Below are 26841 nucleotides of genomic sequence, written 5' to 3'. Positions count from 1 at the left end.
ACACCCCGCGACAATGCCTGGACTTCCGCACCCCAGTTGAGGTCTTCTCCGAGCACCTGTTGCACTTCAAACGAGAATCCACCTCCCGGCATTCGCCGGAATGAGCGGTATTGAGGACGGACCCCCGACGCAAAACTCCCGTCCGGGTTTGCCTGACACACCCGTTCAGCCAGGGTTCACGCAGGGAATCGTTAACTGGAGCATCGGACCCAGGAGGCCCCATGCGCAAGACACTGACCGCTGCCCTCGCCGCCGCAATGCTGGCCGGACCAATGCTCGCCGCAGCGACCCCGGCATCGGCTGACCGCTACCGGGATTACGGCTATCGTCATCACCGCAAGGACTCCGACAAGGCCGCCATCGCGGTCGCCGCCGGAATTGCGGGCCTGGCGTTGGGCGCCGCGCTCTCCAGCAAGAGCAATGGACGCTCCACCTACAGCGGCGGCTATTCCACCCGCAGCTACCCCTACAGCAACGGCTACGACTACGACCCGCGCGACGACAGCTATGGCGGCGACTACCATGGCCGTGGCTACAGCTACGACGACAGCTACCGCCGCGCCCCGGCCGTCTGCATCGCCCGGGAGCGCGCCTACGACCCCTATGGTCGCCGGATTACAATCGAACGCCGCTATGCCTGCTGATCCGTGCCGACCACGACACGTTCCCGCCCCCACCACAACGGCGACTTCGGCAGGTCGATGAACCGCCGCTCGTCCTCGAGCAGCAACGCGGCCGCCGACTGGGCTTCCGGGCGGCGGCCGTTTCCGGCCAGGACGTCCAGGCTATCGAACCAGAGCTCGGCCACCCCGTCATACTCATCCGGCGCCGAGCGACTGGCGCGCAGGCCCGCGCTGGCCTCGGGCGGCAGGCTGTGAAGCTGCACATAGCGCCGGATTTTCAGCTCATCGGCGACGCTGGCCACCAGCGGGCCGTGGGTGTCGAACCAGTAGGCCTGAAACGCCTCGCGGCTCAGGTGCGGCAATCGCACCAGACAGAAAGTCAGCTTGATCATGGGCTGGCGGTCCTCGTTCTCTGGGCGCGATGGGGCGACACCTGGTTAATCAGCATTGAGCATGCCTGTCAGCCAACCGTTAAGTTGCCATCCTGCATTGGCACGGCCAGTCGGGCGCTTTCCCCGCGCACCGCAACGGGGCCAGACCGTGACAGAACGTCCGGACGCTGATGGCAGGCCACTCAAGGTTCTGTACGTCGATGACGACCCCATGAATCTGCGCGTGGTGCAGGAGATCCTGGGCGCTTTCGGCCATCTGGGTGCGATGGCGAACTCGGGCGAGGAAGCTCTGGAACGCCTGTCGATCGAAGCCTTCGACATCATGCTGATCGACATCCACATGCCGGTCATGTCGGGCGTCGAGGTCGTGCGGTTCCTGCGGACATCGGGCGGCCGCCAGTGCGACATCCCCACCATCGCCCTCACAGCCGACGTCTATTCGCGCCGCCCGGCCGAGTACCTGGCCCTTGGCTTCAACGACTTTGTCTCCAAGCCGATCCTGGTCGCCGATCTGATGTCGGCCATCAAACGCAGCATCAAGGCCCAGCCGCAGACGTTGCGCTGGGCGGGCTAAAGGCCTCAGTCGGAATCCGTCTCCACAGGCTGCGCCGCCAGTGGCCCGGAATGGCCATCAAGCGCCGCCGCCAGTTTCTCGCGATCCAGCTGCCCCTCCCAACGGGCCACCACTAGCGTCGCCACGGCGTTGCCGATGAAGTTGGTCACCGCCCGGCACTCGCTCATGAACCGGTCGACCCCCAGAATCAGCGCCATGCCGGCCAATGGCACCGTGGGCACCACCTGCAGTGTCGCCGCCAGGGTGATGAACCCGGCGCCCGTGACGCCCGCCGCGCCCTTGGAGCTCAGCATCGCCACCGCCAGCAGCAGCAGTTGCTGTTCCAGCGAAAGATCAATGCCCAGCGCCTGGGCGATGAACATCGCCGCCAGCGTCATGTAGATATTGGTGCCGTCGAGATTGAAACTGTAGCCGGTGGGCACCACCAGCCCGACCACTGATTTCTCGGCCCCGGCCCGCTCCAGTTTTTCCAGCAAGGACGGAAGCGCCGATTCCGATGAACTGGTGCCCAGCACCAGAAGCAGCTCTTCCTTGAGGTACCGCAGCAGTTTCAGGATCGAAAAGCCGTTCAGGGCCGCAATGGCGCCCAGCACCACCAGCACGAACAGGATCGAGGTGGCGTAGAAGGTCCCCACCAGTGCGGCCAGGCTCACGATCGAGGCGATCCCGTACTTGCCCACCGTGAACGCGAACGCCCCGAAGGCGCCGATGGGGGCCGCCCGCATGAAGATCGCCACAAGCTTGAAGAACGCCTCAGCCGTGGCGTTCAGCACGTTCAATACGGGCGCGGCCCTGTCGCCCATCATGGTCATGGCGATGCCAAACGGGATCGCAAAGAACAGCACCTGCAGGATGTTGCCGTCGACAAACGCCCCCACCACCGAGGTCGGGATCACGTCCATCAGGAATCCCACCACCGACATGTCATGAGATTTTGCGGCATATCCCTTGACCGCCTCCGCATCGAGGCTGGCCGGGTCGATATTCATGCCGGCGCCGGGCTGGATCACATTGGCCACGGTCAGGCCCACGACCAGGGCGAAACTGGAGACCACGAAGAAATAGGCGAAGGCCTTCAGCGCCACCCCGCCCACCTTGCCCAGGTCGCGCATGCCCGCGATGCCGGTGACCACGGTCAGGAAGATGACCGGGGCGATGATCATCTTCACCAGCTTGATGAAGGCGTCACCCAGCGGCTTCAGCGCCTCGCCGGTCTGCGGCCAGAAGTAGCCGATCAGAGCGCCCGCCGTGATAGCCACCAGCACCTGAACGTAGAGCTGCGTCCAGAGCGGCTGTTTCCCCGCCGGCGCCGGGTTGGTCGCCGCCACTGTTGGTGCCACGTGATTCCCCTTTGGTTTGCCGCAAAAGCCTAGCCTGAATCAGCCCCCGCCCGCGCCAGAAACATATCCGCAAAACGCAGGGTCCAGACTTGATGCTCGGGGGAAGTTTTCCCTGAACAGAGTCCGCATACGGACCGGATGCCGGGGAGAAACGCTGATGACCACAATGGACCGCCGCAATCTGATGTTCGCCGGCGCCGGGGCTGCGGCGTTCGCCGCCCTACCCGCCTGGGCCAGGATTTCGGTTCAGCCGCCCGCCTCGGCCGGGTTCAGCGTCGCCGGCGTGGCCGCGCTCAACGCCGAGATGCACGCCCTCGTCGACCAACAGAAACTGGCCGGGGCGGTGACGCTGCTGGCGCGCAAGGGCAAGGTCGTGAACCTCGACGCCTACGGTCGCCAGGACATCTCCGCGCCGGCCCCCATGGCGATCGACAGCATCTTCCGCATCGCCTCGATGACCAAGCCGATCTGCGGCGTGGCGATGATGCAGCTGTGGGAACAGGGCAAGTGGAAGCTGGACGATCCCGTCGCAAGTCACATCCCCGAGTTCGCAGGTCTCAAGGTCAGAACCGCAGACGGCGTGCTCGTCGATCAGGCCAGTCCGATGACCATGGCTCAGATGATGAGCCACACCGCAGGCTTCGGAACCAGCGCCCGCTATGAGGCCGACGCGCTTTCCGCCACAGACCTGCAGGGCATGATCGACAAGCTGTCGAAGCTGCCGCTATTCAGCCAGCCGGGCACGGACTGGGCCTATGGTCCCTGCGTGAATATCCAGGGCTACGTTGTTGAAAAACTGTCCGGAAAGCCGCTGGATCGCTATTTCCAGGATCACATCTTCACGCCGTTGAAGATGCCGGATACCGGCTTCTGGGTCGATCCGGCCAAGGTCTCGCGCGTCGTGCGGATCCACACCTACGCCGCAGGAACGCTGGTCCCGGCCGGTGAGCCACGAGTTCAGACCACCAGGCCGCGCTTCCTCTCCGGCTCGGGAGGCCTCTCGTCCACCGCCGCCGACTATTTCCGGTTCTGCCAGGCGCTGCTGAATGGCGGTGAACTTGAAGGCGCGCGAATTCTGAAGCCCGAGACCGTCAAGCTGATGCGCAAGTCGGTCCTGCGCCCCGGCGTCGGGGTTGATCTCTATGGACCCGTCCAGAAAGGCATCGGCTTCGGGATGGACTTCGCCGTGCACGAGAACCCGGCGATCAGCGGCATTCCCCAGGGCATCGACAGCTACTGGTGGGGCGGAGCCTTCGGCACGTGGTTCTGGATCGACCCCACCCACGACATCGTCTTCGTCGGCATGATCCAGAACCTCAACGGCTCGATCCCCGGCGGCGGCACGCCCGCCGTCCGCGACATCAGCCCCAGGGCCGTCTACGCCGCCCTGACCGACAAGAAGGCCTGAGCCCCATGCGCCGACTGATCCTGCCCCTGCTGATCGCCGCCCTGGCGACGAGCGCCCACGCCCAGACCTGGAAGACCCCGCGCAATGGCTTCGGCCAGCCGGATCTCGAAGGGACCTGGACCAACGCCTCCCTCATCAGCCTGGAGCGCCCGGCCAGTTTCAAGACGCTCACCATCACCGAGGACCAGGCCAGGGCGGCTGAAGCGGCCCGCGCGAGAGGCATGGCGGCCTCCAACCGGCCCACCGACCCCAACGCCCCCGCACCGCCCAAGGCCGACGATCCCGGCGGCTACAACACCGTCTGGATCGACCCCGGCGTCAGCTACGGGCGCATCAATGGCGAAGTGCGCACGTCCTGGCTGATCGACCCGGCCGACGGCAAACTGCCCTACAGCCCCGCGGGCCGGAAACTTTTCGCCGACACCCTGGCCAGCGCCCGGACCAACTTCGACGGCCCCGAGGGTCGGCCCCTGGGCGAACGCTGCGTCCTTGGCTTCGGCTCCACCGCAGGACCGCCGATGATGAATGTGCTCTACAACAACAACTATCAGATCCAGCAGTCGCGCGACCATGTCGTGATCGTGGTGGAGATGAACCACGACGCCCGCCTGATCCCCATCGTCGACCGGACCAAACCCCGCGTCAGCCTGCAACAGTGGATGGGCGACTCGATCGGCTGGTGGGAGGGCGACACGCTCGTGGTCGAGACCACGAACTTCAACCCGCAGGAAAGCCTTCGTCCCTACTTCGGCGCCAGCCTGTTCCTCTCGCCCGACGCCAGGGTCACCGAACGCTTCACCCGCACGTCGGCCAGTCAGATCCTCTATGAATTCAGCGTGCAGGACCCCAAGGTCTACACCCAGGTCTGGCGCGCCCAGATGGCGCTGAACGCCACCCGGGGACCGATGTACGAATACGCCTGCCACGAGGGCAACTACGCCCTGCCCGGCATCCTCGGTGGCGCGCGTCTGGCGGAAAAGGAAGGCCGCAAGGCCGAGGCGGTGGAAATCTCCGAGTAGGCGTCCGCCTGACCGCGACGGCGAGAATGCGGCGAATTCGCGTCCACAATTCGACGGCCGTGGCCAGACTTCAACAGATTTTCGCCTTAGTCTGTTGACCTGACCTCCGCCATGCCGGACATTCGAAACCAAGCGCGGCAAACGCGCCGTGTCAGAATACGCTAGGGGGCAACGTCCAGATGAAATCCAGAAAGAGCATATTGCTGTCCTGTGTGTTCGCGATGAGCACAGCGGCCAGCGGGGCGGCATTCGCCCAGAATACCAATGAAATCGAAGAGTTGGTGGTCACCGCCGAGAAGCGCGAGCAATCGCTGCAGGACGTTCCGGTCGCCGTTTCGGCCTTCACCGATGAGCGTCGCGAGCTGGTCGGGATCAACTCGGTTCAGGACCTGACCAACTTTACGCCGGGCCTGTCCTATTCCACCAACAATGACCGGATCGCGCTGCGCGGCATCGGTCGTTTCTCCAACAACCGCTCTGTTGAAGGTGGCGTGGCCCTTTACAACGACGGCGCCTACACCTCGTCGGTAACGGCCTTCGCCCAATCGACCCTGTTCATTGAGCGCACCGAGGCGCTGCGGGGTCCCCAGGGCACCCTCTACGGCAAGAACGCCATCGGCGGCGCGCTGAACATCATCTCCAAGCGTCCGACTGACGAGTTCTATGGCGAGCTGCGCGGAAGCTACGGAAGCGACGACCTGAAGGTCATCGAGGGCGCGACCTCGGGGCCACTGTTGTTCGGGATACGTGGCCGTCTGGCGGCGTCCTGGAGCGACATCGGCAAGGGCACCTACACGAACCTCAACCCCAACGGCGAGGACGAGGGCAACCGCGGCACCTACTGGACCGTCGAAGGCCAGCTGGATGGAACCATCACAGACCGCCTCGAATGGTGGGTGAAGGCCTCGACCACCGAGTGGCACACCCTTGGCCGCGGTCCCGGCGGGCGCACCACCGCCACCTACGGCATCCGCGACAACCTCAACCCGCTTCAGGCCAGCCTGACACCCAATGCGGCTGGTTTCGGTGGCCCCCTGGCGCTGCCGGGCAACACCTGCCAGCTCTGCTTCGACACCGATGACGGCAACTACATCAACCTCGAGAGCAACACCTACGCCGCGAACGTCACCTTCCACGCCGACACCTTCGATGTGAAGTACACGGGCGGATACAACTACTACGATTACCGCCTGCAAACCGACCTCGACGGCACCTCGCGTCAGGCGCCGTTCCTGCTGCCGATCCCGGCGCGGAACCCGGTGACGACCGCTGTCCTCCCCGGCCAGATCACCAACGCCCTCTACTTCCCCCGCCAGCACAATCAGTACGAGGAAGAGGTGTGGTGGTTCTCGAACGAAATCAACATCACCTCGACCACTGATGGGCCCCTGCAGTGGCTGCTCGGGATCTATCAGTTCCGGGAAGGCTCCAACTACACCCTCTCGGATGCGCGTTTCCCCGATGACGCCCGTTTCGAACGGCCCACGACCCAGACCGGCGTTGCGGTGGCGGGCAATCCGCTGCGCCGCTACGCCTATGGCACCTCGGAAAACACCAACGAATCCTACGCCACCTTTGGCCAGGTTGACTGGCAGGCCACCGAGACTTTCAAGGTCACGGCCGGCCTTCGCTACACCTACGACCGCAAGCGCTCGTTCGAGGGTGCGCGATTGATGTGCCTCTACACCGCCAGTTGCCCGATCAGCACCTTGACCGGCCGCCCGGTGGATATCACCGACGCGGCCGCACCGGGCTTCTCGGTGCTGGCCGGCGTGCCCACTCTCGACCGCTCGGTCGTGGGTGGGGTGACCGGGATATACACCGATCCCACCACGGGCATTCGCCACCGCCAGCTGGATCAGAACTGGAATGCGATCACCGGCACCTTCGGTATCGACTGGCAACCCGACCCCGACACCCTGGCCTACGCCAAGTACTCACGCGGCTACAAGGCGGGCGGATTCAACTCCGGCACCACCACCCTCAACACCTTTGTCACCACGGACAAGGAAGAGATCGACGCCTATGAGATCGGCCTCAAGAAGACGATCAATGGAAATCTCCAGATCAATACGTCACTCTTTTTCTACGACTATCATAACATCCAGGTTCCAATCTCGTTCTTCAATACCGTACTGTCCGCGAACCAGACGCAGTTCGTGAATCTACCCAAGGCGGTGAACTACGGTCTGGAAGTGGAGACTGTCTGGCAGCCGATCGAGAACCTGCAGATCCTGGCCAACTACTCCTACCTCAAGGCGGAGGTCCGCAACGGATGCTGCTTCCAGGACCCTGATGACCCGCGTGGCTTGCAGCGTGGCGCCCAGCTCTCGGGCAACACGGCGGCGGCGCTTTCGCCGACCACCGCCACCGGCGCCATCAACACCCAGTCGCTGAACCAGGACCTGAAGGGCCAGGGCCTGCCGTCCTCCACGCCGCACCGGGTGACCGTCAATGCCAACTACACTTGGAACCTTGAGCCCGGTAACCTGTCAGCCTCGCTGACCTACGTCTGGCGTGACAAGACCTACTACTCGGTCTTCAACCGCTACTACAGCCAGGCCAAGGCGTTTGGCCAGACAGATGCCCGCCTGCTGTTCAACGACAAGGACCGCAAGTACACACTGATCGCCTCGATCAAGAACATCTTCGATCAGCGCGGCTCGGCCGGCATCAGTGGCGCGCGTATCAACAGCCTGACGGCCGTTCAGCCCAATTGGGGCTTCATCAACCAGACGGTCTCCTACGTGCCGCCGCGCAACTACAGCCTGGAACTGCAGTATCGGTTCTGATCGAATAAGCTATCTGAACGGCGAACGCCCTGGCCATCCGCCGGGGTGTTTTGCGTTGGTCGCCATCACCGGCAGCCAGCGATCACCCGTTCAAGATCCTCCAGCCGTTGCTGGCGCAGGATGCGCCCGGCGGCCAGCAGCTGATAGCGATCCGCCGCGCCAGCAGCGGCGCGCAGTGCGGCCTCTGTGTCCGGATAGCCTGGAGCAGCAGGCAGGGTCTTGGGCACACAGCTACGCGGCGGCGGCGCGGGCCGAACCCGTCGCTGCGCGACCGCCCTGGGCGCCGGGGGAGCCGGTGCGGCAGCGACAGGCGGCGCGACAACAGGCGGCGGCTTGGGTCGAAACAGGCTCTGACAGCCGGCAAGGCCCAGCGCGGAGATCGCGGCCAGAACACCAAGGGCTCCCGCGCGACGGATCATTTCTTGAGGTTCGACAGCACCGCCCGGTCGGCGCTCTCCATGCGCGCACAGGCGTCGATGCCCTCAGGCTGCCGCTCCAGCAGACGCCGCGCCTCCGCCGACGTCTCGGCTCGGGCGGCCACAACGACCTGCGGCCGCGGCAGCGCCCCTTCAGCGCGGCAACTCACCAGCTCGGCCCTCAATCCGGCGTCTGACTCGGCTGCTGCGCGACTCAGGGAAACAATTCTGGCTTCGTAGGCCGAGCGTTCGGCCTGCCAGCTGGCCGTCGCCAGCCCCAGCGCCACGGCCAGCGTAAACGCCACCGCCGTCGCAACCAGCCCGACCAGTGGGCTCATCAAGATCCGTCTCAATCCTGCCAGCATGGACCGAACTGGGTTCATCCTCGGCGACTGAACTGCCGCACTCGCGCCGTCACAATAGACGTATGCAGGGTCGCATTGATCGGCCAGAGCGTCCAGTCGAGGCTGTAGCCGCCAGAGCGCGACAGCTTGGAGTGGATGCCGGTTCAAGCGCCCGTCGCGCTCTAAATGTATGAAAACGAGCCTGTTTACCCGTTTCAGACGATTCCATCTGAAACGGACAGGCTTTAGCCGGCCCGCGACTTCCGGACGAAGCAGGATACGCCGGCGGCATTCAGATTGCCGCAGAAACGCGACGCTTCCGCGAAATCGGCAAACCCGCCGGCAAGCGCCCGATGCCAGGTGCGCCCGCCCACGTCAGCCTTTTCTACCCAGGTCCGGCGGCCCTGCATTCGTCCCGACAGGCCATTCAGCAGATTGCGCGCCGCCTGATCGGTCGTCATCGCGCCCAGCTGAACCGACGGCCCCCCGGCGCGGGGAGATGCGGGCAGCACGCGCGGCATCACCGTGACCGGGGGTGCAGCCCTGGCGACGACGACCGGTGTCGGGCTCTCGGCTGGCTGAGGACTCTCAGCCGGAGGCGGTGGCCCGGGGACGCCTTCGGTTGGCGCGGCGTCGACCTGGGCCAACTTCACGCTTGAGGATCGGAACGGGCCGGTGAACCCTGGATCACAAGCCGCGCGCCAGGCGTGTTCGAGCGCCGTACCGGGCTCTGGCGCCCGCCACACGGTCTCGACCTCGCGCAGCATCTTGCGGACGCCCAGCAGATTTCGTTCGGAGTATCCCGTCGTCTCGCCAAGTTTGACGCGCCGGTTCTGACAATCGGCGTTCAACGAGACGTGCCAGGACATGGCGCCGGTCCGGGCAAATACCTCGGGGCTCAGCGCCTCGGCGCGAATCACGATGCGCGGACCTCGTCCGACGCCTGCTGGAAAGGTCGAGACGATTGAGGTTACCGCCTGGGGCGTGACCGCCACTACCTGGGAAGGCAGGATATCCGTTTCCCGCTGGAGCCAGACCAGCAAAGCCTCGCGCTCGAGGGCGGTCGGAAAAGTCGCCGTCTGGGCCAGAACCCAACCTGGCGCGCAAAATGACGCCGTTGTCGCCACCAGCGCGATCCCGACCACGCCCCGAATCTTGGTTCCCGCATCGCTCACCGGCGCAAATTGTTCGCGATCCCCTCATGATGCAAGCATCCGCCCCTTACTGGCTGTGGACGGATCAGCCGCCAGGGGTCCACGTCGACGCCCACCCCCGACAACAGGAGGGCCGAAATATCGGCCCGCTGTTCACACTCTTATAGTGTAAATCGGTTACGGACTTTCTCTTAAGGGGTAAGAAACCGTCGCAACAGCCCACCGACATCGGCAGCGTCAGACATCGTCAGGATGCCGTACTGAGCAAAATAGGAGCACACTGCTTTGGCCAAGGCTGTCGACCGCACATATCGAAGCCTGCGTGGCCTCGAGAAGACTGCGTCGACCAGCCGCGTCCTGAATCTGGCTGCACTTGCCGCTCGAAACGCCGACAACCCAGATCATCTAAGGTACCCCTTCTTCACAGCCAGCAGTCTGAACGGCGCAGTGATTGTTCGCCATCGACTGCGCGCCCAGGAGATGGAGTCCTTCGACCGCCACCGCTTCAGCGCCACCAAGTTGATCATACCCTTCACCAGATCAGATCTCGGTCTGGGCGGACGCTCGATATTTGTGGCCGAGCGCGGCTGGCTTGAAACGCTTGAGGAACTGCGCGGCGAAGCGCCCGACTTAGCGCGCGACGTCGGCGTCCTGGAAGCTATCGACGAACTGCCCTCGCTCGACCCCTTCCTGCTGCGCGAACATTTGAAGCGCCGCGGCTTTAGCATCAGCCCGTCCCACTTCGAAATCTCGGCCCCCGATCGGGCGCGCATGCAGCGCTTCGTCGCTTCCGAAATCACCAAGCTGATCGATCTCGCCTACCGGGATACCCGGGGTGGCACGGAAGCCAACACCTCACGTCTGGTCGAAGCCCTGCTGTCCGCCCAGACAGACTCGCGTCTGGAGCCGTTGCGACTGACACTCCGCCTGGAGCCCAATAACTACAAGGAAGGCATCTTCGCCTGGAAGGGCTTCCTCTACTACAAATGGGTCCTCAACAGCCTATGGCCAGACATCAAGGAAGTTTTCGCAGAGCTCAGCAGGGTGCGCGTCATTGGCGCCGTGGACGCTGCCACGCTCAAGGATCTCGACTCGACAAAATTCCGCTTGCGGGCAAAGATGGAGCGGCAGGTGAGGACGGTGATGGGCCATCTGTCCATCTACGATGAGACCTTCGGCAACCTCATCGAGCAGGGTAACGCCATCGCCTTCCGAGATTTCCTGCTCAGGTCACCGGAGATGTTCCTGGCCCTGGGCGAGGGTTGCGGCTTGATCAGCCACATTGCGACCTACTGGCGCTATCAGTTCAACGCCGGCATGCCGATACATGCAGATGCCATTCAACTCATTGATATTTTGCAGGATTTTGAAGCCAGCCTCGGCACCGTGGACGAACACGTAGCCATCTGACCGCATCGGCTGTCGCCGATTTCGCCGTGTCCTTTTAGAGTTGCCGCCATGGCCGTCGCATTCACCCGGGAAGAAGACTACGAGGCCCAGGCGGCCAACCTCCCGGATCGTCCCGTTTCGCCTCATCCCAACCTGGTCACCGCGACAGGCCTTGCCGCGATCGAGGCGGAACTGGCCCAGGCGCGCGCGGCCTATGCCGCCGCCCAGGCCGACGGCGGCATCAGCGCTGACCGCACCGCCATGGCGCGCGCCACGCGTGACCTGCGCTACTGGTCGTCCCGCCGCGCCTCCGCCCAGCTCACGGAGCCTGAGGATCAGACCGGCGTGGTTCAGTTCGGCTGCACCGTCGAGGTCGAGCGCGAAGACGGGCGTCGCCAGACCTTCCGTATCGTCGGCGAGGATGAGGCCGACCCTGCAAAGGGCAGCATTTCCTATGCCTCGCCCCTTTCCGCAGCGCTTAGAGGCAAGGGGGTCGGCGACGTGGCCCTCCTCAACGGCGCGGAAATCGAGGTCGTGGCGGTCAGGTAGGTCCTGCGTACGGCCCCTCCTGAAATCGCTGGTGTTTCCCCTACGGCGGCTCAGTATCATGTCCCGAAGTGCGCGACGACAGCGCCAGGAGGACCGCCATGTACGACCTGATCATCCGCAACGGCGCCATCGTCGACGGCACGGGCGAGACGCCTTTCGTGGGCGATATCGCCATCCAGAACGACCGCATCGTCCAGGTCGGCAAGGTGGACGGCGCGGCGCGGCGCGAGATTGACGCCACCGGCCAGATCGTCACGCCGGGCTGGGTCGATATCCACACCCACTATGATGGCCAGGCCACTTGGGACCCGTTGCTGGCGCCTTCCAGCTGGCACGGCGTAACCACCGCCATCATGGGCAATTGCGGCGTCGGTTTCGCGCCGGTTCGCCCCGACGCACGCAACTTCCTGATAGAACTGATGGAAGGCGTCGAGGACATCCCCGGCGCAGCCCTGCATGAAGGTATCGACTGGCAGTGGGAGAGCTTCCCGGAGTATCTCGACGCGCTTGAGGCCAAGCCGCGCGCCATCGACATCGGCACCCACGTACCGCACGCGCCCGTACGGGCCTATGTGCTGGGCGACCGCTGCAACACCGACTATGTGCCCAACGCCGACGAAATCGCCCGCATGGCGGCCATCGTGCGCGAAGGGGTCGAGGCAGGCGCGCTCGGCTTCTCCACCTCCCGCACCCTGCTGCACAAGGATCTGAAGGGCGTCTACATGCCCGGCACCTTCGCGGGTTCGGACGAGATGCTGGCGCTCGGCCTGTCCATGAAGGGCCTGCGCCACGGCGTCTTCGAGATGGTGTCCGATCACCTGGGCGACGACGACGAGTGGAAATGGGTCAAGGGTTTCGCCGAGCAAACCGGTCTTCCGGTCACGCTCGTCGCCACCTCCGCCCAGGCCTACGAAGGCAACAAGATGTACAACATCGCCGAGGAATCCCGGGCCGAGGGTATGGACATCCGGCCCCAGATCGCCGGCCGGCCGACCGGCATCCTCCATGGCCTGACCTCGAACTTCCACGTCTTCGTGGCCAGCCCCACCTTCCGGGACAAGGTCGCCCCCCTGGCCCTGGCCGAGCGGCTGGCCCTGATGGCCAAACCGGAGATCCGCGCCGCGATCCTGTCGGAAGACAGCCCGCTGATCCGCGCGGCGATCGGAACCTCGCCCAGCGACGCGGCCCTGGCCACATCCCTTGGGTCCGGCAGCCTGCTCTGGCGGATCTTCCCGCTGGGTGAGCGGCCGAACTATGAGCCCGACCGCGAGCAGAGCGTCGCCGGCATGGCCGAGACCGCCGGCGTCTCGGCGCTGGAGATGATGTACGACCTGCTGCTGCGCGACGCCGGTCAGGAGCTGTTCTACCAGCCGCTCGGCGGCTATGTGACCTACAACTTCGACTTCTTCCGCAAGAACATGCAGCACCCCAATGTGCTGTTCGGTCTCTCCGACGGCGGCGCCCACTGCGGGGTCATCGCCGACGCTGGCATGCCCACCTTCATACTCACCTACTGGGGTCGCGACCGCACCAAGGGCGAGCAGTTCCCGCTGGAATTCCTGGTCCGCAAGCTCACCAGCGACACCGCCCAGGCCTATGGCCTGAACGACCGCGGCCAGTTGAAGCCGGGCCTGCTGGCCGACCTGAACATCATCGATTTCGAGACGTTGAAACTGTTCCGGCCGGAAGCGATCAACGACCTCCCGGCCGGCGGCCGCCGCCTTGTGCAGCGCACCGAGGGTTATCGCTTCACGATCAAGTCGGGTCAGGTGACCTTCGAGGACGGCGTCCATACCGGCGCCCTGCCCGGCGGTCTGGTGCGGGGTGGGCGCGAGGCGGTGATCCTGCCGATGGCGGCGGAATAGTCGATCAGGCCTTCGTTGACGTCAGCAACCAGCGCATGACGGCGAGCCCGATCAGGGCGCCCGCTATCTGCGCGGCAATGAACGCCGGAACGGACGTCGGCGCGATCCCGGCGAAGGTGTCGCTCAGTGACCGTGCGATGGTCACCGCCGGGTTGGCGAAGGACGTCGAGGCCGTAAACCAGTAGGCGGCGGTGATGTAGAGGCCGACGGCGACCGCCGTGAAATCCGGTCGCGCCCGCCCCACGCCGAGGATGGTCGCAACGAGGCCAAATGTCGCCACGACCTCCGACCACGCCTGCGCTGGCCCGTCACGAAGCTTGGTCGAGACCTGCAGGACAGGCTCGGCGAACATCGCGTGCGCCGCCCATACGCCAAGCACTGCGCCAACGGTCTGCGCGGCCACATAGGCCGCCGCCACCCCTGCGGAAAATTCCCGCCTCAGCGCGAAAACCATCGAAACGACGGGGTTGAAGTGCGCACCCGAGATCGGCCCGAAGACGGTGATCAACACCACGAGCGCGGCGCCGGTCGCCAGCGTATTGCCAAGCAGGGCGATGGCGACATTTCCGCCGGCCAGGGACTCCCCCATCACGCCGGAGCCCACCACCACCATCAGCAGCAGCGCCGTGCCCAGGCCCTCCGCCACGCACCGCCGCGCCGGGTCGCTCATACTTTTTCGTCGCCAGCGCTGGTTCCGATACTACTCAACTCGCGTCGCAGCGAAACGTGATCCGGCGTGTCCAGCGGCAGGGCGTGTGGATTGACCTGCACCTTGGGCATAGACCCAGCCGAATACGCGCGGGAGCGCCCCCGCCCCATCCGGTTCATCAGCGCTTCTGCCAGGATCGAGCGGGCAGAATTGCCGTTGCAAGGAAACAGGATATTGAGCGGCAGATCGCTCAGCATGAGATCACCTCGGCAGAACACGCGCCCCTGGCGACGGTGGCCAGCGGCGCACAGACCTCGGGCCGGCCCGCACAGCAGTCCTCAATCAGGAAGGCAAGCAGATCCCGCATCTGGTCGTAGGCCGCCGTATAGATGATCGAACGCCCCTCGCGTCGCGACGCGATCAAGACCGCGCCGCTCAGGATGTTCAGGTTGGTCGAGAGCGTGTTCGGCAACATGCCGGTGGCTCGCGCAATGTCACCCGCCGCCATGCCTTCAGGTCCGGCCTGCACAAGTAGGCGGAAAATCGCCAGCCGCCCTTCATGGGCCAGCGCCGACATTGCCAGAACCGCCGTCGAAGGATGCATCAGCAGCACGCTGACGATTTGACCGACTCGACGGCGACCGGGGTCGGACCACAACAGGCCGCTGGCGCCGCAGCCCTGGCGACGTCGCGATCCTCGCCATAAGACGTGGCCTCGCCAAAGGTGTAGAAGGTTTCCCAGCGAACGCCGGCCGGATCTGTGACCCAGCTCTTGTCCGACTGCGCATAGCAGCAGGTGGCGGCATCCTGGTCGAACGTAACCTCCCCTGCCGCCTTGAGCCGGGTCGCCAGAACGTCCAGTTCGGCGGCAGAGTCCACCTGAATGCCGACATGCTCCACGCCTGCCGCCGCTCCACGCTGCGAGATCGCGAAGTTCACAAGAGGATCGTCCAGCATCCACTTGGCATAGTCATCCTTGACGACGCTGGGCGGCGCGCCGAACAGGGTTTCGTAGAACTGGATCGAGGGGCCCAGTTCAGGGACGCTGACATGCAGATGAAGGCGCTTCATGGAAATCTCCGTTTCGGTTCTCTTTATTTCTATATATCGCGAAATATCGAATCGTCAAGCTGCGCCGGTCGACAGCCTGCCTGGCCTGTCGAAACCTGAGCCACAATGGGCTTCAGCTAGCCGTAGAGCGCCGCCAGCCGCGCACGTTCTATCGCTGCAGCCGCCTTGAACGCCGCGCTGTCCCAAAACCGATAGTCGCCCCTGGCATAGGCGATGGCGTTCTGGTGATACATCCACGCATTGAAGGCGTTCGCCGCACTGTTGTCGCGTTCGCGAACCACCTTGCCCGGCGCGCCCATGACGATAGAGTTGGGCGGGATGATCGTGCCCTCCTTCAGGAAGGCGTGGCCAGCGATGATGCTGTTATCGCCGATCTCGCAGCCATCCATGATCGTCGACCCGATGCCGACCAGCACACGATCGCCGATCCGGCATCCGTGCAGCGTGCAGTGATGGGTGATCGAGCAATCCTCACCGACGATCGTGGGGCTTCCGGCGCCGAAGTGGATCATCACGAAGTCTTGGATGTTCGTCCCGCGCCCGATGCGGACCGAATAGGATTCAGCGCGGATCACCACGTTCGGCCAGATCGACGCGCCGGCAGAGACCTGAACATGGCCGTAGATCTGGGCTGTCGGGTGGATGAAAGCCTCCGCGTCAATCTCGACGCCGGCCAGGCCCTGCCGGGCTGATCGCGTTTCCATATTGCATCCCCTGAACAGCGGTTGCGCCGAACATCCTCGGTCCGGCTGCGCCCGGCAAGGCCCGTGCATCAGAGCGGATTGAGGAAAAGTGGGAACCGGTTTTCTGCCCGCAACCCGCTCTAAACATAAGCGGGGGCTCAGTCGAAGGACCCGTTCGACCTGGCGGCAGGCTCACCAGCGTCAGCGGCGATCACGCGCGCGATCGCCGCGACCAGTCCCATCGTATCCATGGGTTTTCGGACAATCCCGTCGAAGGCGTCGAGGCTGTCGCCATGGCCGGCTTCGGCGTCGGCCGTGAAGGCAATTACCGGTGTGCGGCGGTTCGGTCCGGCGTTTGCCCGCAGGCGGGTCAACACCTCGCGGCCGTCGAGGTCGGGCATCCGCAGATCCAGCAGGACCAGATCGAACGGGAATTGAAGCAACTGGTCCAGAGCCGAGTGGCCGCCATCGGCCTCGGAAATCTCGAACTCAAACATTTCAAGAATGCGCCGGGCCAACTCACGATTTGTGGCGTTGTCGTCCACCACCAGCACCCGGCGGCCTACGAAGGAAATGGCTTCGGCCTCCGCCGGCGCGGCTTCATGCAGTTCCGCTGCCTGCAGCGGCAGGGTCAGCTGGAATACCGATCCTTTCCCGGGTTGGCTGATCACGCTGATCGATCCGCCCATCGCCTCGGCCAGCCCCTTGCTGATCGCCAGTCCAAGGCCCGTGCCGCCGTGGCGGCGGGTCAGCGATCCATCAATCTGGTGGAACCGCTGGAACAGTCTGGCGCAATGCGCCGCGTCCAGGCCCGGTCCGGTGTCCTCGACCTCGATGCGCAGGGATTGCCCGCCATCCGTGGTGTCCACCCGGATCGACACCTGACCACTGTCGGTGAATTTCACGGCGTTGCCGGTCAGATTGACCAGGATCTGACGCAAGCGATCCCCATCCAGCAGGACGCCCTGAGGGACGTCAGGCGCGATGGTCTGGGACAGCGCCAGGCCCTTCTCTGCGGCCCGCCCTTCGAGAAGGACCAGGGTGTCATCGATGATGCGGGCGACTTCGGTCGGCTCCGGCCGCACGTCGACCATGCCGGCCTCAAGCTTGGAGAAATCCAGGATGTCGTTGATGATCGCCAGCAAGGCTGAACCTGCGCCGGAGATTCGACGCGCATAGGTCTGAGCGTGCGCATCCAGATCGGTCATCGTCGCCAGCATATCGCTGTAACCAAGCACGGCGGTCAGCGGCGTTCTGATCTCGTGGCTCATGTTCGCCAGGAACTGTGACTTTACCTGTGAGGCCGCCTCGGCGTCGGACTTTGCCTTCGCAAGCGCCTCCTCCTGTTCCACCTGCAGATTGACGTTTCGAACCACGTCCAGGTACCCCAGCGGCTCGCCGGTCTCAGGGTCCCAGAGCCGTTTGGGCATCGACTCCATCCAGACCCATGCGCCAGTGACCTGATGGCGGCAACGCCAGCGAATCCTCTCACCGGCATCGGCGGGCGTCTGGGCCTGAAGGATGCACCACATCCGGACCGCGTCTTCAAAGTGGACCTTGCCGACGAATCTTCCGCCCAGCATTGTGGCTGGATCGATGCCAAGCTGGCTGATCGATGGACTTACAAAGGTGATCCTGGCGTGGCGGTCCGACATGACGATGATGTCCGAGGTATTCTCGGCGATCATCCGGTATCGCGCCTCGCTCTGGCGCAACTCTTCCGCTGCGCGGGCGGCCTGCGCCTGCGCTTCCGCCAGTTCTGCCTCCTGGCGAACCTGATTTGACACGTCCCTGACGACATCGATGAACCCTGTCGGTTCGCCGGTTTCGGGGTCGCGTATCAGGCCCGGGCTGGATTCCATCCAGACCCAGTCTCCGGTCTTGCCGTGGCGCGCCCGCCAGCGAACCCGTTCCACAGTCTCCGTATGGGATGTCTGCATCAGCTGGCGGGCGAAAACACGGTTCACGAGGTCAATGTCGTCCGGATGGATTATGTCGACGGCCGAGCGGCCGATCAGGTCCGCTGGCTCGTGCCCGACCCGGCGGAGCCCGGGACTAACGTAGTTGAATCGCCCCTCGAGGGTAGTGACCACAAGGATGTCGGTCGAGTTCTCGGCAATCAGCCGGTAGCGCAGTTCGTTTTCCGTCAGCGCCGCCTCAAACTCTCGCGGCGGCGCGCCGCCCGGTGGTTCCGGCCGCTCTCGATCCGGGACATTGTGGACTACGATGACATCGCTGGTTTGCTCGGAAATGAAGTCGAACGTCGTTTGAGCGTCGCTGGCAGAGCTCGATTCCACTGGTTCACTCCGTTGCGTCCAGCGAGAGGCTTTGCCGAACCGCGCTCGATGATGGCCGAGATCAATTACGGGTTGCTTACCGCGCCATCCGCAGCACGAAGTAGCCCAGCGCGGCGGACAGGCCCGACCCGGCCAGAACGCCCAGCTTGGTCGCGTCCTGCAGGGCCGGATCGGCAAACGCCAGAAGCCCGATGAACAGGCTCATCGTGAACCCGATCCCGCATAGCAGGGCCACGCCATAGATCTGCGCCCAGGACGCCTTCGCCGGTCGCTCCGCAATGCCCAGCCGGACCGCCAGCCAGACAAACCCGAAAATGCCGATCTGCTTGCCGAGAAACAGGCCCGCCGCAATGCCGAGCGGAACCGGCGCCAGCAGATCACCCACGCCCATGCCCGCGAACGAAACACCCGCATTGGCAAACCCGAAGACCGGCAGCACCAGAAAGGCGACCCACGGGCTCAGGCCATGTTCCAGCCGGTGGAGCGGTGAGGTCGCATCGTCCGGCGCCGCCCGGGACGGGCGGATGGGGATGGTGAGCGCCAGCGCCACCCCGGCCAGGGTCGCATGCACGCCCGACTGCAGCACCAGCCACCACAGGGCCAGCCCGACGATCAGGTAGGGCGTCAACGCCGTCACCTTCAGGCGGTTAAGGGCGATCAGACCCGCCAACGCCCCCGCCGCCCCGGCCAGCGCCCAGGTCTCGAGACTGGCGGTATAGAACACCGCGATGATCAGCACCGCGCCCAGATCATCCAGGATCGCCAGCGCCGTCAGGAATATCTTCAGGGACACCGGAACCCGCCGCCCCAGTAGCGACAGGATGCCCAGCGCAAACGCAATGTCCGTCGCCGCCGGTATCGCCCACCCGCGCAGGGTCGCCGGGTCGCCCTGCTGGATCGCCACATAGATCAGCGCCGGAACCGCCATCCCGCCGATGGCGGCCACGCCAGGCAGTATGCGTCGCGACCAGGTGGAGAGTTGCCCGTCGACGACCTCGCGCTTGATCTCCAGGCCCACCAGCAGGAAGAACAGGGCCATCAGCCCGTCGTTCACCCAGTGCAGAACATCCATCCCGCCCAGCGGCGCATGGAGCATACTGAAGTACAGCCCCGAAACCGGCGTGTTGGCGACCACGAGCGCCAGCGCCGCGGCGGCCATCAGCACCAGTCCGCCGGATGCCTCGTTCTGGAAGAATCGTCGAAGCGCCGAGGGCGGCCGCGTCATGCCAGGGCGTCCGCCTTCCAGGCCAGGTACTCCGGCGTCTGCAGCAGGCGCGCGCCATAGGCCGCCGCCGCACCGGAATCTCCATAGTCGGTGAGATCCACGCCATAGGTCTCGACCCGGCTGGCCACCGGCGTGTAGAAGGCGTCGGCGATCGACCAGCGCCCCGCCAGATAGGGCCCGCCGAACCGGTCCAGCATCTCGCTCCACAGCGTGACGATCCGCCCGATGTTCTTCTGCGTCGCCTCGGAGAGCTCAGGCTTGCTGGGCGCCGCCTCCAGCGCCATGGGGCATTCGGCGCGCAGGGCCTGAAAGCCTGAGTGCATCTCCGCCGCCGCCGCCCGGGCCAGCGCCCGCGCATCGGCCCGCTCAGGCCACAGGCCCGGATAGCGTTCGGCCACATACTCGCAGATCGCCAGCGAATCCCACACCGTCAGGTCGCCGTCCTTCAGCACCGGCACCAGCCCGGACGGCGAATGCTCCCGGATCAGGTCGCCGCTGACATTGTTCTCCTGCCGTAGCGCGATCAGCACCTCGGTGAACGGCGCGCCCGTATGCTTCAACACCAGCCAGGGCCGCATCGACCAGGTCGACCAGGCCTTGGTCCCGACCACCAGCTCCATCACCTTGCACGCTCCATACTGCGATCCTGAAACACTTGACCCCTTGCCCCGCAACGGATGGCAAGGTCTAGTCACCTCCAACAAACCAGACGCAAGAGGAAGCGCAACAAATGTCAGACGTCGTCAACCCGGGCGCGGGATCTGCTTCAGCGCCAGCAGCGGTCGACACGCCGACGGTCCCCTACTCCAAGGGCTACACCCGCTACGCCATGTGGCTGCTGCTCGGCATCTACGCCATCAACTTCCTTGATCGTCAGGTCATCAACATCCTGGCCGAGCCCATCAAGCTCGAGCTCGGCCTGGCCGACTGGCAGCTGGGCCTGATGAGCGGCCTGGCCTTCGCCCTCTTCTACACTGTCCTGGGCATTCCGATCGCCCGCTTCGCCGAGCGCAGCAACCGCCCCGTTATCATCGGCTCGGCCGTGGCGGTCTGGAGCGGCTTCACTGCCCTATGCGCCATCGCCACCAACTTCTGGCAGCTGATCATCTTCCGCATCGGCGTGGGCGTGGGTGAGGCGGGCTGCACGCCCCCGGCCCACTCCCTGATCTCCGACTATGTGCCCAAGGAAAAGCGCGCCTCGGCGCTAGCCTTCTACTCCATGGGCACCCCGATCGGCGGGCTTCTGGGCCTCGTGATGGGCGGGCTGGTGGCCGACGCCTATGGCTGGCGCACAGCCTTCCTGGTCGCCGGCGTGCCCGGCATCCTCTTCGCCCTGCTGGCCATCTTCACCCTGAAGGAACCCCGCCGGCTGATGGCCGAGCATGCCAGGAAGGTCGCAGCCTCCACCACGGCCACCTTCGGCGAGACCATGGCCTATCTCTCCAGCAAGAAGACCTTCTGGTACATCGCCTTCGCTGCGGCGGTGAAGGCCTTCATCGGCTACGGCCACGCCCCCTTCACAGCCTCCTTCTTCCTGCGCAACCACCCGGAAGAAATCCAGCGCCTGGCATCGCACTTCGGCCTGATCCTGAACCACGACCTGAAGTCCGTGGGCTTCCTGGGCCTGGCGCTGGGTCTGGTCAGCGGCTTCTCCGGCGCCATCGGCTCCATCGCCGGCGGCTGGATCGCCGACCGCTTCGGCCGCAACGACCTGCGCGCCTACATGGTGGCCCCGGCCATCGCCAGCCTGATCACCATCCCGATCTACATCACCGCCGTCAGCATCGATTCAGCGGCCATCGCGCTCTGCATCCTGGGCATCAACGGCTTCCTGGGCACCCTGTGGTACGGCCCGGTCTACGGCACCGGTCAGTCCGTCGTGCCGCCGCATATGCGCGCCACCGCCGCCGCCATTCTGCTGTTCATCATCAACCTGATCGGCCTGGGCCTGGGCCCGCTGGCCGTGGGCCTGCTGTCCGACTGGTTCAACAAGGGCCTGGGCATGGGCGCCGCCGAAGGTGTCCGCTGGGCCCTGATCGTTTCGGCCGCCAGCGGCCTCGTCGCCTTCGCCTGCTTCTGGCTGGCCCGCAAGACCATCCGCGAGGACACCGTCAGCTGACGCGCGGCGGCAGGTTGCGCTCCTAGAGCCACGGCTCCGCGTCCGGGTCCGGCAGACCCGGCGCGCGGCTCATTTCTTTCGCAGAAGCACCCAGCCCGCGAAACCGATGCCGCCAAACAGCCCCGCCGCGGCCAGCTGGATCGCCAGGAGCGAGATCACCGGCGTGGTTGCCCTTGCCTCGGTGTAGGCCAGGGAGGCAAACTTGTCGCCGACGCCGGCGCTCATGGCCGGATCGGTGAAGATCACCAGGAAGTCGCGCAGGGATCGGTAGCGAACCAGCGCGGCGCGGTTGAAGGCCGTGGGGTTGTTTCCGATCAGCTGACCCTGGACGCGTCCGACATAGACCGGCATGGAGCCATGCTTCAGCAGGGCCGGCAGCACCACGCGCGCATAGGCCATGTCCGCCTTCCGGGCCGCCGGACCCGCCGCGAGCTGCTCAAGGTTCAGCATGTAGAATTCACGTCCGTCGTCGCGGGCGATCATCGCTTCCAGGACCGGCAGGATCTCGGGATGCCCGGCGGCGGAGGGGGATGCCTTGACCCGCTCCAGAAAGACCCTGCCCTCTGCGGGCTGGATCGCCGGGCCAAACCCGCCGTACCAGAGGAGCAAGGCCGCGTAGGCGAGCCCGACGAACCCCAGCCATCCCCAGCGCAGTCTCTCACGCGTGCTCATGCATCAGTCTCCGGTTCGCGCGGCGGGCGCACAGCGCGCGCCATCACGGAAAGCGGCGGATGAAATTGATGATATCTTCCGCCATCTCGGGCCCGGCGTCTTCCTGGCTGAAGTGTCCTGCGGCGAAGACCTTGTGTTCAACGCCTGGCCGACGCGCGCCGGGGATCTGTGAGCGGTACATGTCTCCCCGCTCCGAATAGGTGAAGGGGCAGCGGTCGCCCCAGAGGGTCAGGAACGGCATGTCGCTCCCGCGCAGCACCTCCCACGCCGCGTCGCAGCGCTTGCGCTCGATGTCGTCGGCGGTGATCGGCGCCAGCAGGGGGAAACGCCGCGCCCCCGCCTTGTAGCGTTCGTCCGGAAAGGGGCCGCCATTCCGCCACCCCCCCCCGAGACTCAACGCGATCCAGCCCCAAAGCGCTAGGCCCCGAAGATCCAGTTCCCCGTCAGCGTGGACGACTGCACCCCGACCAGGATCATCTGGCCCCCACCGGTCATGTTGATCACCGTGTCCGCCCCGGACTGGCTGAGCGTGTAGACGGTGCCGGGCGCAAGCTGAACGCGGTCGCCTTCCGACAGGCGGAAATCCGTCACGCGGTCGATCCCGGCGTCGCCAAAGGTGTGGAACACGTCTGCGCCCGCGCCCCCGGTCATGGTGTCGTCGCCCTTGTCGCCCGAGACAAAGTCGTTCCCGGCCCCGCCGTTGACGAGGTCATTGCCCTGACCGCCGCGCACGATGTCATCCCCGTCGTCGCCGTTGCAGGTGTCTTCGCCAAGGTTGCCATAGACGAGGTCGTAGTTCGCGCCGCCGGACAGACTGTCGTTGTCCTTGCCGCCCACGCAGTAATCCTCGCCTGCGCCGGTCGATACGGTGTCATTGCCCATGTTGCCGTTCGCATCGTCGAAGCCTGCGTCACCGACAATGCTGTCGTTGCCCTCGTCGCCGCGCAGGTAGTTTTCGCCGCCGCCGCCCGAAATCGTGTCGTCTCCGGCCATGCCGCGAACCGTATCGGCCCCCGCGCCGGCCTGGATCGTCTCGCCGGCCGTCGTGCCGCGCAGTTCGGCATACTCGATGACGAAGGACAGCGTGTTGTTCTGGTTGACGTCGTTCCACAGCCCGGCGTTTCCGATCCCGCCCGTGGGCCGGGGATAGGCTTCAAGCGCCATCGCAAGCGCGTCCTGCGCGCCGCCGAAATCGTCAGGCTCGCGCCCCAGCGGCCCCGAGGCCCAGGCGTTGTAGAGGCTGAAGGTTTCGCCGGTCACCCAGGCGAAGCGTCCCTCAACGGCCATGTCCGAGGCGCCCAGCCACAGGTACTTGGCGCCCCCGCCGTCATTGGCCGTAGGCGCCGACGAAATCAGGCTGGCATTGGCCAGCGCCGCCTGGATGATCGCGCTGTTTTCCGCCGCCGAGGTGATCACGGCCAGGTGGCCGCCCTGGGCCTGGGCATAGGCCGACGCGTCCTGCCAGGTGCGAGCCGCCGTGACGAACTCGTAGGTATGCCCCCCAAAGAAAAATCGCGTCATCTGAAACCCTCACCTCGACTGTGCCCCCGCTCGCGGCTGCACAGCGCCCGGTCAGGCGCGCCAATCCGCGCCAGACAACGCGCGTTACGGCGGGTTCTTCCGTGACGATTAGAAGCCCCGCGATGAATCCATCGTAAAACTCCGGCCCTAAAGCCACTGCGCCGCGTCCGGGTCCGGCGGCCCCTGCGACTGGCGCAGCGCCTGCTTCGCCTCCAGCTCCAGCTGGCGCCTGTGCGCCGCCTCCGCATGCCAGGCCACCTGGCCGACCGGGATTTCCCACTCGCCCGGCACCTCCTGCTCGATCCGGCCCGACTGGGGCGAGTACCAGCTGGACCGCACCCGGATCTTCCCGTCGTCCGACGTCTCGATCCAGAAGCTCTTGCGCGTCACCGACGGCGGCTCGGGCGCGGGCGGCGGCGGCGGGGGCGGCGGCGGCCCCGCCTCCCCGGCCGCGGCCCACGGCTCCACCGCCTTCGAGGGGCCATAGACCCGGGGGCTCAGCTTGCCCGCATACCAGCGCAGGTGCTTCAGCCGCACATCCGTCAGCCACGCGTCGGCCCGCTCGGCCGCCAGCGCCATCTCCCAGCCCCTGGCCCCCAGCATGTCGGCCTGGATCTCGCGCGCCAGCCCCACCGCCCGGCGAAACACCGGCTGCTCCTTCAGCCACCGATAGACCGTGGACGCCGCCGGCATCTCCGGATCGCGACAGATCACCACCATCGCCTCGCCCGCGCACAGCCGCTCGAAGATCCGCTCGGCGGTCGCCTGGCAATAGCCCGACGGCCGCCCCACAAACGATCGCCCGGAGGCCTGCCGCACCGCCTCCATCGACGCCCGGAACACCGCCCGCTTCTTCATCCAGCCGCTCACCGTGCGCCGCCCCGGCATCGACGGATCCGCGCAGATCGCATCCAGCGTCTCCCCCGCCGCCACCCGCCGCAGCACCTCCTGGGCCACATCCGACGACCACATCACCGCCCCGCGCCGGTCGCTCTCCGACGCAGGCACACTCTCTCCCTTCGGGAATCCCTCCATCCACCACACTCCTGATCTGGATTTCACCCGCCGGGACTAAGGCCCACGGCGCCACCCGCCCGGGCCCCGCCCCCTCAAGGGACGCACCTCTCGACGCTAGGAAAATCCTACCGAAATTGCGCGCAAAAGTCAAGACAAAACGTGAACGTTACCTCCCCCATGAAATGGCGGGTCGCAGACGGAGGTGAGCCCGGGGGGCTCAGCGCAGGCGGAGCGGACCGCGCCCCGCAGAGGGCGTGGTGGAGGGGGCAGGCCCCACGCAAGGCATCCCAAATAGGCGTGCGCCCCGCCTAACCCCCCGGAGTTCCCATCACCCGGATACCTCCACCTTCGCCAGGGCCACCTTGTCGCCTTCTATGATCGCCGCAAAGCTTTCGCTGACATCCCAAAGGTCAACCACATCCACCCGATAGGGCAGGTCAGACGCCTCAAAACCCTCAGCCAGCAATATCCGTTCAGCTCGGGAAAGTGCTCGGCCCAGGTCCACAGCAAGGTCGAGGTCAGAGGCGCGTTTCGCGTTTCCCTTCGCGCGCGAGCCGAAGACGAAGACCTGAGCGTCCTTCGGCAGCGCCGCCGACAAGACCCCCCATACGGCGTGAAGGTCTTGCGGCCGGATATCGACCGGCGCGCTCAAGATGCCCCGTCCTGCCGTCGCGCGATCTGATCCAGCAGGAACCGCGCCTCGGTCAGGAAGGCGGGGATGGTCTCGTAGACGTCCATCGCCTTCTTTTCATCATGGGCATGGCTGGTCGCGCCCCGGTCCCTGCGGAACTCTTTCCAGTCGGCGAGCTCGGCCTGCAGCAGCCCCACCTCATAGCCCCGCCGGATCAGGTCGTTGAAGGTCAGCTCATCCACCGAGGCGGGGTTGGCCTCGGTGGCCTCCAGATATCGCTTCAGCATCTTCACGCTCAGCTCATAGGTGAACTCAAACGCCTGGATGGCGGCGGCGCGCAGGTGCCGGGCCAGTTTGGGATCGCCCGTCGCCAGATCGGACCCGGCGTAGGCCAGCGCTTCCTCCACCTGGGCGACGGCGTTGCGCAGCGAGGAAAGATCGAGGTTCATGAGATCACCCTGCCCGGCCGTTCGCGGACCTGTTCATCGCGCTTCGCCCGCAGGTCCGCAAACCCGGCCCCGGGCCGATGGAAGCGGCCACGTTCGGCGCCGCTGAAATCATATGCGTCTCTCAAAGCCCGGCCTCGCCTTCGTCCTGACAGATCTCGTTCCGGTCGTCCGGCGAGCCGAACCCATCCGGATGCGCACCCGCTCCGCACCCAACCCTACATCGGCTCATCCCCACCCGCCAAACCCCCCGGCCCACCGCGCCCCTTGAATCCCACGGCAGCCAGAAGCCGACCCCGCCGGGACGGTCCAGGACCGCGTCGCCCGACGCGGCCGCCCCGCGGCGCGCGCCAGCGCGTCCTTGAGGGGACCACGGCAGACTGAGCATCGGGGATCGGGGCCGTGCGCCACACCCGCCACCCCTACCCCGGTCATCCCCGCGAACGCGGGGACCCATCGGGCCTATGCACAGGCGAGTGATTGGGGATTGTTGCGCCTGTCACCGAAATCCCCTGCGCAGCGGCGGGAGGGGGACCGCGCCCCGCAGAGGGCGTGGTGGAGCAACCATGTTCAGGTGGTGGCATGTTTGACCCAGGGCTGGCTGCGGGAGAGGACGAGGTTAGCGGCCTCGATGAGCTTTCGCAT

The 26841-nt window shown here is 65.5% G+C and carries 27 protein-coding genes and 1 pseudogene; 9 read left to right on the top strand and 19 right to left on the bottom strand.

Annotation, left to right across the window (positions count from 1 at the left end; translation table 11 throughout):
* Positions 1 to 221 precede the first annotated feature (221 nt).
* Entirely contained in the window at positions 222 to 644 is a 423-nt protein-coding gene (locus ACIQ3B_RS12410) for a hypothetical protein (RefSeq protein ID WP_397402995.1), read from the top strand.
* Here the strand turns inward: ACIQ3B_RS12410 and ACIQ3B_RS12405 are convergent.
* The gene (locus ACIQ3B_RS12405) at positions 632 to 1015 is read right to left on the bottom strand and encodes an EthD domain-containing protein (RefSeq protein ID WP_397402993.1); all 384 of its coding nucleotides are present in this window, start codon (positions 1013 to 1015) and stop codon (positions 632 to 634) included. The genes ACIQ3B_RS12410 and ACIQ3B_RS12405 overlap by 13 nt on opposite strands.
* 148 nt (positions 1016 to 1163) lie before the next feature.
* Between ACIQ3B_RS12405 and ACIQ3B_RS12400 the strand changes: the two genes are divergently transcribed.
* Entirely contained in the window at positions 1164 to 1589 is a 426-nt protein-coding gene (locus ACIQ3B_RS12400) for a response regulator (RefSeq protein ID WP_397402991.1), read from the top strand.
* Between the two features lie 5 nt (positions 1590 to 1594).
* Here the strand turns inward: ACIQ3B_RS12400 and ACIQ3B_RS12395 are convergent, their stop codons facing one another.
* Positions 1595 to 2929 carry a dicarboxylate/amino acid:cation symporter gene (locus tag ACIQ3B_RS12395; protein WP_397402989.1) on the bottom strand — a complete coding sequence of 445 codons (1335 nt, stop codon included), beginning with the start codon at positions 2927 to 2929 and terminating at the stop codon, positions 1595 to 1597.
* Positions 2930 to 3086: 157 nt separating this feature from the next.
* Here ACIQ3B_RS12395 and ACIQ3B_RS12390 point away from each other — a divergent pair, with 157 nt between their 5' ends.
* The 3 genes from ACIQ3B_RS12390 to ACIQ3B_RS12380 all read left to right on the top strand — a co-directional run bounded on the left by ACIQ3B_RS12390 (position 3087) and on the right by ACIQ3B_RS12380 (position 8148).
* On the top strand, positions 3087 to 4337 hold the full coding sequence (locus ACIQ3B_RS12390; protein WP_397402987.1) for a serine hydrolase domain-containing protein: 1251 nt from the start codon (positions 3087 to 3089) through the stop codon (positions 4335 to 4337).
* Positions 4338 to 4342: 5 nt separating this feature from the next.
* Positions 4343 to 5356 carry a hypothetical protein gene (locus ACIQ3B_RS12385; protein WP_397402986.1) on the top strand — a complete coding sequence of 338 codons (1014 nt, stop codon included), beginning with the start codon at positions 4343 to 4345 and terminating at the stop codon, positions 5354 to 5356.
* 179 nt (positions 5357 to 5535) lie between these two features.
* Complete coding sequence (locus ACIQ3B_RS12380) at positions 5536 to 8148, top strand: TonB-dependent receptor (RefSeq protein WP_397402984.1); 2613 nt, start codon at positions 5536 to 5538, stop codon at positions 8146 to 8148.
* 65 nt (positions 8149 to 8213) lie between these two features.
* Here ACIQ3B_RS12380 and ACIQ3B_RS12375 read toward each other — a convergent pair whose 3' ends face one another.
* From ACIQ3B_RS12375 to ACIQ3B_RS12365, 3 genes are all read right to left on the bottom strand, one after another.
* Positions 8214 to 8567, bottom strand: a complete 354-nt coding sequence (locus tag ACIQ3B_RS12375; protein WP_397402982.1) for a hypothetical protein — start codon at positions 8565 to 8567, stop codon at positions 8214 to 8216.
* Positions 8564 to 8902, bottom strand: a complete 339-nt coding sequence (locus ACIQ3B_RS12370; RefSeq protein WP_397402980.1) for a hypothetical protein — start codon at positions 8900 to 8902, stop codon at positions 8564 to 8566. The genes ACIQ3B_RS12375 and ACIQ3B_RS12370 overlap by 4 nt, the downstream gene beginning before the upstream one ends.
* Positions 8903 to 9153: 251 nt before the next feature.
* Positions 9154 to 10053 (bottom strand): SPOR domain-containing protein, encoded by a 900-nt coding sequence (locus ACIQ3B_RS12365; protein WP_397402978.1) that lies wholly within the window; start codon positions 10051 to 10053, stop codon positions 9154 to 9156.
* A 489-nt stretch (positions 10054 to 10542) separates the two neighbouring features.
* On the opposite strand from ACIQ3B_RS12365, the gene ACIQ3B_RS12360 reads away from it, so the two are divergent.
* The 3 genes from ACIQ3B_RS12360 (at position 10543) to ACIQ3B_RS12350 (ending at position 13865) form a co-directional block, all read left to right on the top strand.
* Complete coding sequence (locus tag ACIQ3B_RS12360) at positions 10543 to 11472, top strand: hypothetical protein (protein WP_397402976.1); 930 nt, start codon at positions 10543 to 10545, stop codon at positions 11470 to 11472.
* Between the two features lie 48 nt (positions 11473 to 11520).
* Positions 11521 to 12000, top strand: a complete 480-nt coding sequence (gene greA, locus ACIQ3B_RS12355; RefSeq protein WP_397402974.1) for a transcription elongation factor GreA — start codon at positions 11521 to 11523, stop codon at positions 11998 to 12000.
* Between the two features lie 98 nt (positions 12001 to 12098).
* Positions 12099 to 13865: an amidohydrolase family protein gene (locus tag ACIQ3B_RS12350; protein ID WP_397402973.1), complete on the top strand. Its 1767-nt coding sequence runs from the start codon at positions 12099 to 12101 to the stop codon at positions 13863 to 13865.
* 4 nt (positions 13866 to 13869) lie between these two features.
* Here ACIQ3B_RS12350 and ACIQ3B_RS12345 read toward each other — a convergent pair whose 3' ends face one another.
* The 8 genes and pseudogenes from ACIQ3B_RS12345 to ACIQ3B_RS12310 form a co-directional block, all read right to left on the bottom strand.
* Positions 13870 to 14535 carry an aquaporin gene (locus ACIQ3B_RS12345; protein WP_397402971.1) on the bottom strand — a complete coding sequence of 222 codons (666 nt, stop codon included), beginning with the start codon at positions 14533 to 14535 and terminating at the stop codon, positions 13870 to 13872.
* A gap of 77 nt (positions 14536 to 14612) precedes the next feature.
* Positions 14613 to 14771: pseudogene (locus ACIQ3B_RS12340) on the bottom strand (arsenate reductase ArsC); the annotation flags it as partial.
* Positions 14765 to 15118, bottom strand: a complete 354-nt coding sequence (locus tag ACIQ3B_RS12335) for an ArsR/SmtB family transcription factor (RefSeq protein ID WP_397402999.1) — start codon at positions 15116 to 15118, stop codon at positions 14765 to 14767. The gene ACIQ3B_RS12335 and the pseudogene ACIQ3B_RS12340, both read right to left, overlap by 7 nt.
* Positions 15118 to 15585 (bottom strand): ArsI/CadI family heavy metal resistance metalloenzyme, encoded by a 468-nt coding sequence (locus tag ACIQ3B_RS12330; protein ID WP_397402969.1) that lies wholly within the window; start codon positions 15583 to 15585, stop codon positions 15118 to 15120. The genes ACIQ3B_RS12335 and ACIQ3B_RS12330 overlap by 1 nt, the downstream gene beginning before the upstream one ends.
* Before the next feature lie 116 nt (positions 15586 to 15701).
* A complete protein-coding gene (locus ACIQ3B_RS12325; protein WP_397402967.1) occupies positions 15702 to 16289 on the bottom strand; it encodes a gamma carbonic anhydrase family protein in 588 nt (195 codons plus the stop codon).
* Positions 16290 to 16426: 137 nt separating this feature from the next.
* Positions 16427 to 18565, bottom strand: a complete 2139-nt coding sequence (locus ACIQ3B_RS12320) for a PAS domain S-box protein (RefSeq protein ID WP_397402965.1) — start codon at positions 18563 to 18565, stop codon at positions 16427 to 16429.
* A gap of 76 nt (positions 18566 to 18641) precedes the next feature.
* A complete protein-coding gene (gene nhaA / locus ACIQ3B_RS12315; RefSeq protein ID WP_397402963.1) occupies positions 18642 to 19790 on the bottom strand; it encodes a Na+/H+ antiporter NhaA in 1149 nt (382 codons plus the stop codon).
* Positions 19787 to 20410 (bottom strand): glutathione S-transferase family protein, encoded by a 624-nt coding sequence (locus ACIQ3B_RS12310; RefSeq protein ID WP_397402997.1) that lies wholly within the window; start codon positions 20408 to 20410, stop codon positions 19787 to 19789. Before ACIQ3B_RS12310 ends, nhaA begins: the two co-directional genes overlap by 4 nt.
* Before the next feature lie 110 nt (positions 20411 to 20520).
* Between ACIQ3B_RS12310 and ACIQ3B_RS12305 the strand changes: the two genes are divergently transcribed.
* Entirely contained in the window at positions 20521 to 21909 is a 1389-nt protein-coding gene (locus tag ACIQ3B_RS12305) for a spinster family MFS transporter (RefSeq protein ID WP_397402962.1), read from the top strand.
* A gap of 69 nt (positions 21910 to 21978) precedes the next feature.
* On the opposite strand, the gene ACIQ3B_RS12300 is transcribed toward ACIQ3B_RS12305, so the two are convergent.
* The 6 genes from ACIQ3B_RS12300 to ACIQ3B_RS12275 form a co-directional block, all read right to left on the bottom strand.
* Complete coding sequence (locus ACIQ3B_RS12300; RefSeq protein WP_397402960.1) at positions 21979 to 22581, bottom strand: hypothetical protein; 603 nt, start codon at positions 22579 to 22581, stop codon at positions 21979 to 21981.
* 43 nt (positions 22582 to 22624) lie between these two features.
* Positions 22625 to 22978, bottom strand: a complete 354-nt coding sequence (locus ACIQ3B_RS12295; protein WP_397402958.1) for a hypothetical protein — start codon at positions 22976 to 22978, stop codon at positions 22625 to 22627.
* Between the two features lie 20 nt (positions 22979 to 22998).
* Positions 22999 to 24102, bottom strand: a complete 1104-nt coding sequence (locus ACIQ3B_RS12290; protein WP_397402956.1) for a lectin-like protein — start codon at positions 24100 to 24102, stop codon at positions 22999 to 23001.
* Between the two features lie 147 nt (positions 24103 to 24249).
* Positions 24250 to 25110: a hypothetical protein gene (locus ACIQ3B_RS12285; protein WP_397402954.1), complete on the bottom strand. Its 861-nt coding sequence runs from the start codon at positions 25108 to 25110 to the stop codon at positions 24250 to 24252.
* Between the two features lie 337 nt (positions 25111 to 25447).
* A complete protein-coding gene (locus tag ACIQ3B_RS12280) occupies positions 25448 to 25771 on the bottom strand; it encodes a nucleotidyltransferase family protein (protein WP_397402952.1) in 324 nt (107 codons plus the stop codon).
* Complete coding sequence (locus ACIQ3B_RS12275) at positions 25768 to 26199, bottom strand: HI0074 family nucleotidyltransferase substrate-binding subunit (protein ID WP_397402950.1); 432 nt, start codon at positions 26197 to 26199, stop codon at positions 25768 to 25770. The genes ACIQ3B_RS12280 and ACIQ3B_RS12275 overlap by 4 nt, the downstream gene beginning before the upstream one ends.
* Between the last annotated feature and the right edge of the window lie 642 nt (positions 26200 to 26841).

The organism is Phenylobacterium sp., from assembly GCF_044358365.1.
In the GTDB taxonomy this organism is placed as follows: domain Bacteria; phylum Pseudomonadota; class Alphaproteobacteria; order Caulobacterales; family Caulobacteraceae; genus Phenylobacterium.
Note: the sequence above shows the minus strand (reverse complement) of the source record. Positions and strands in the feature narration are given on the sequence as shown.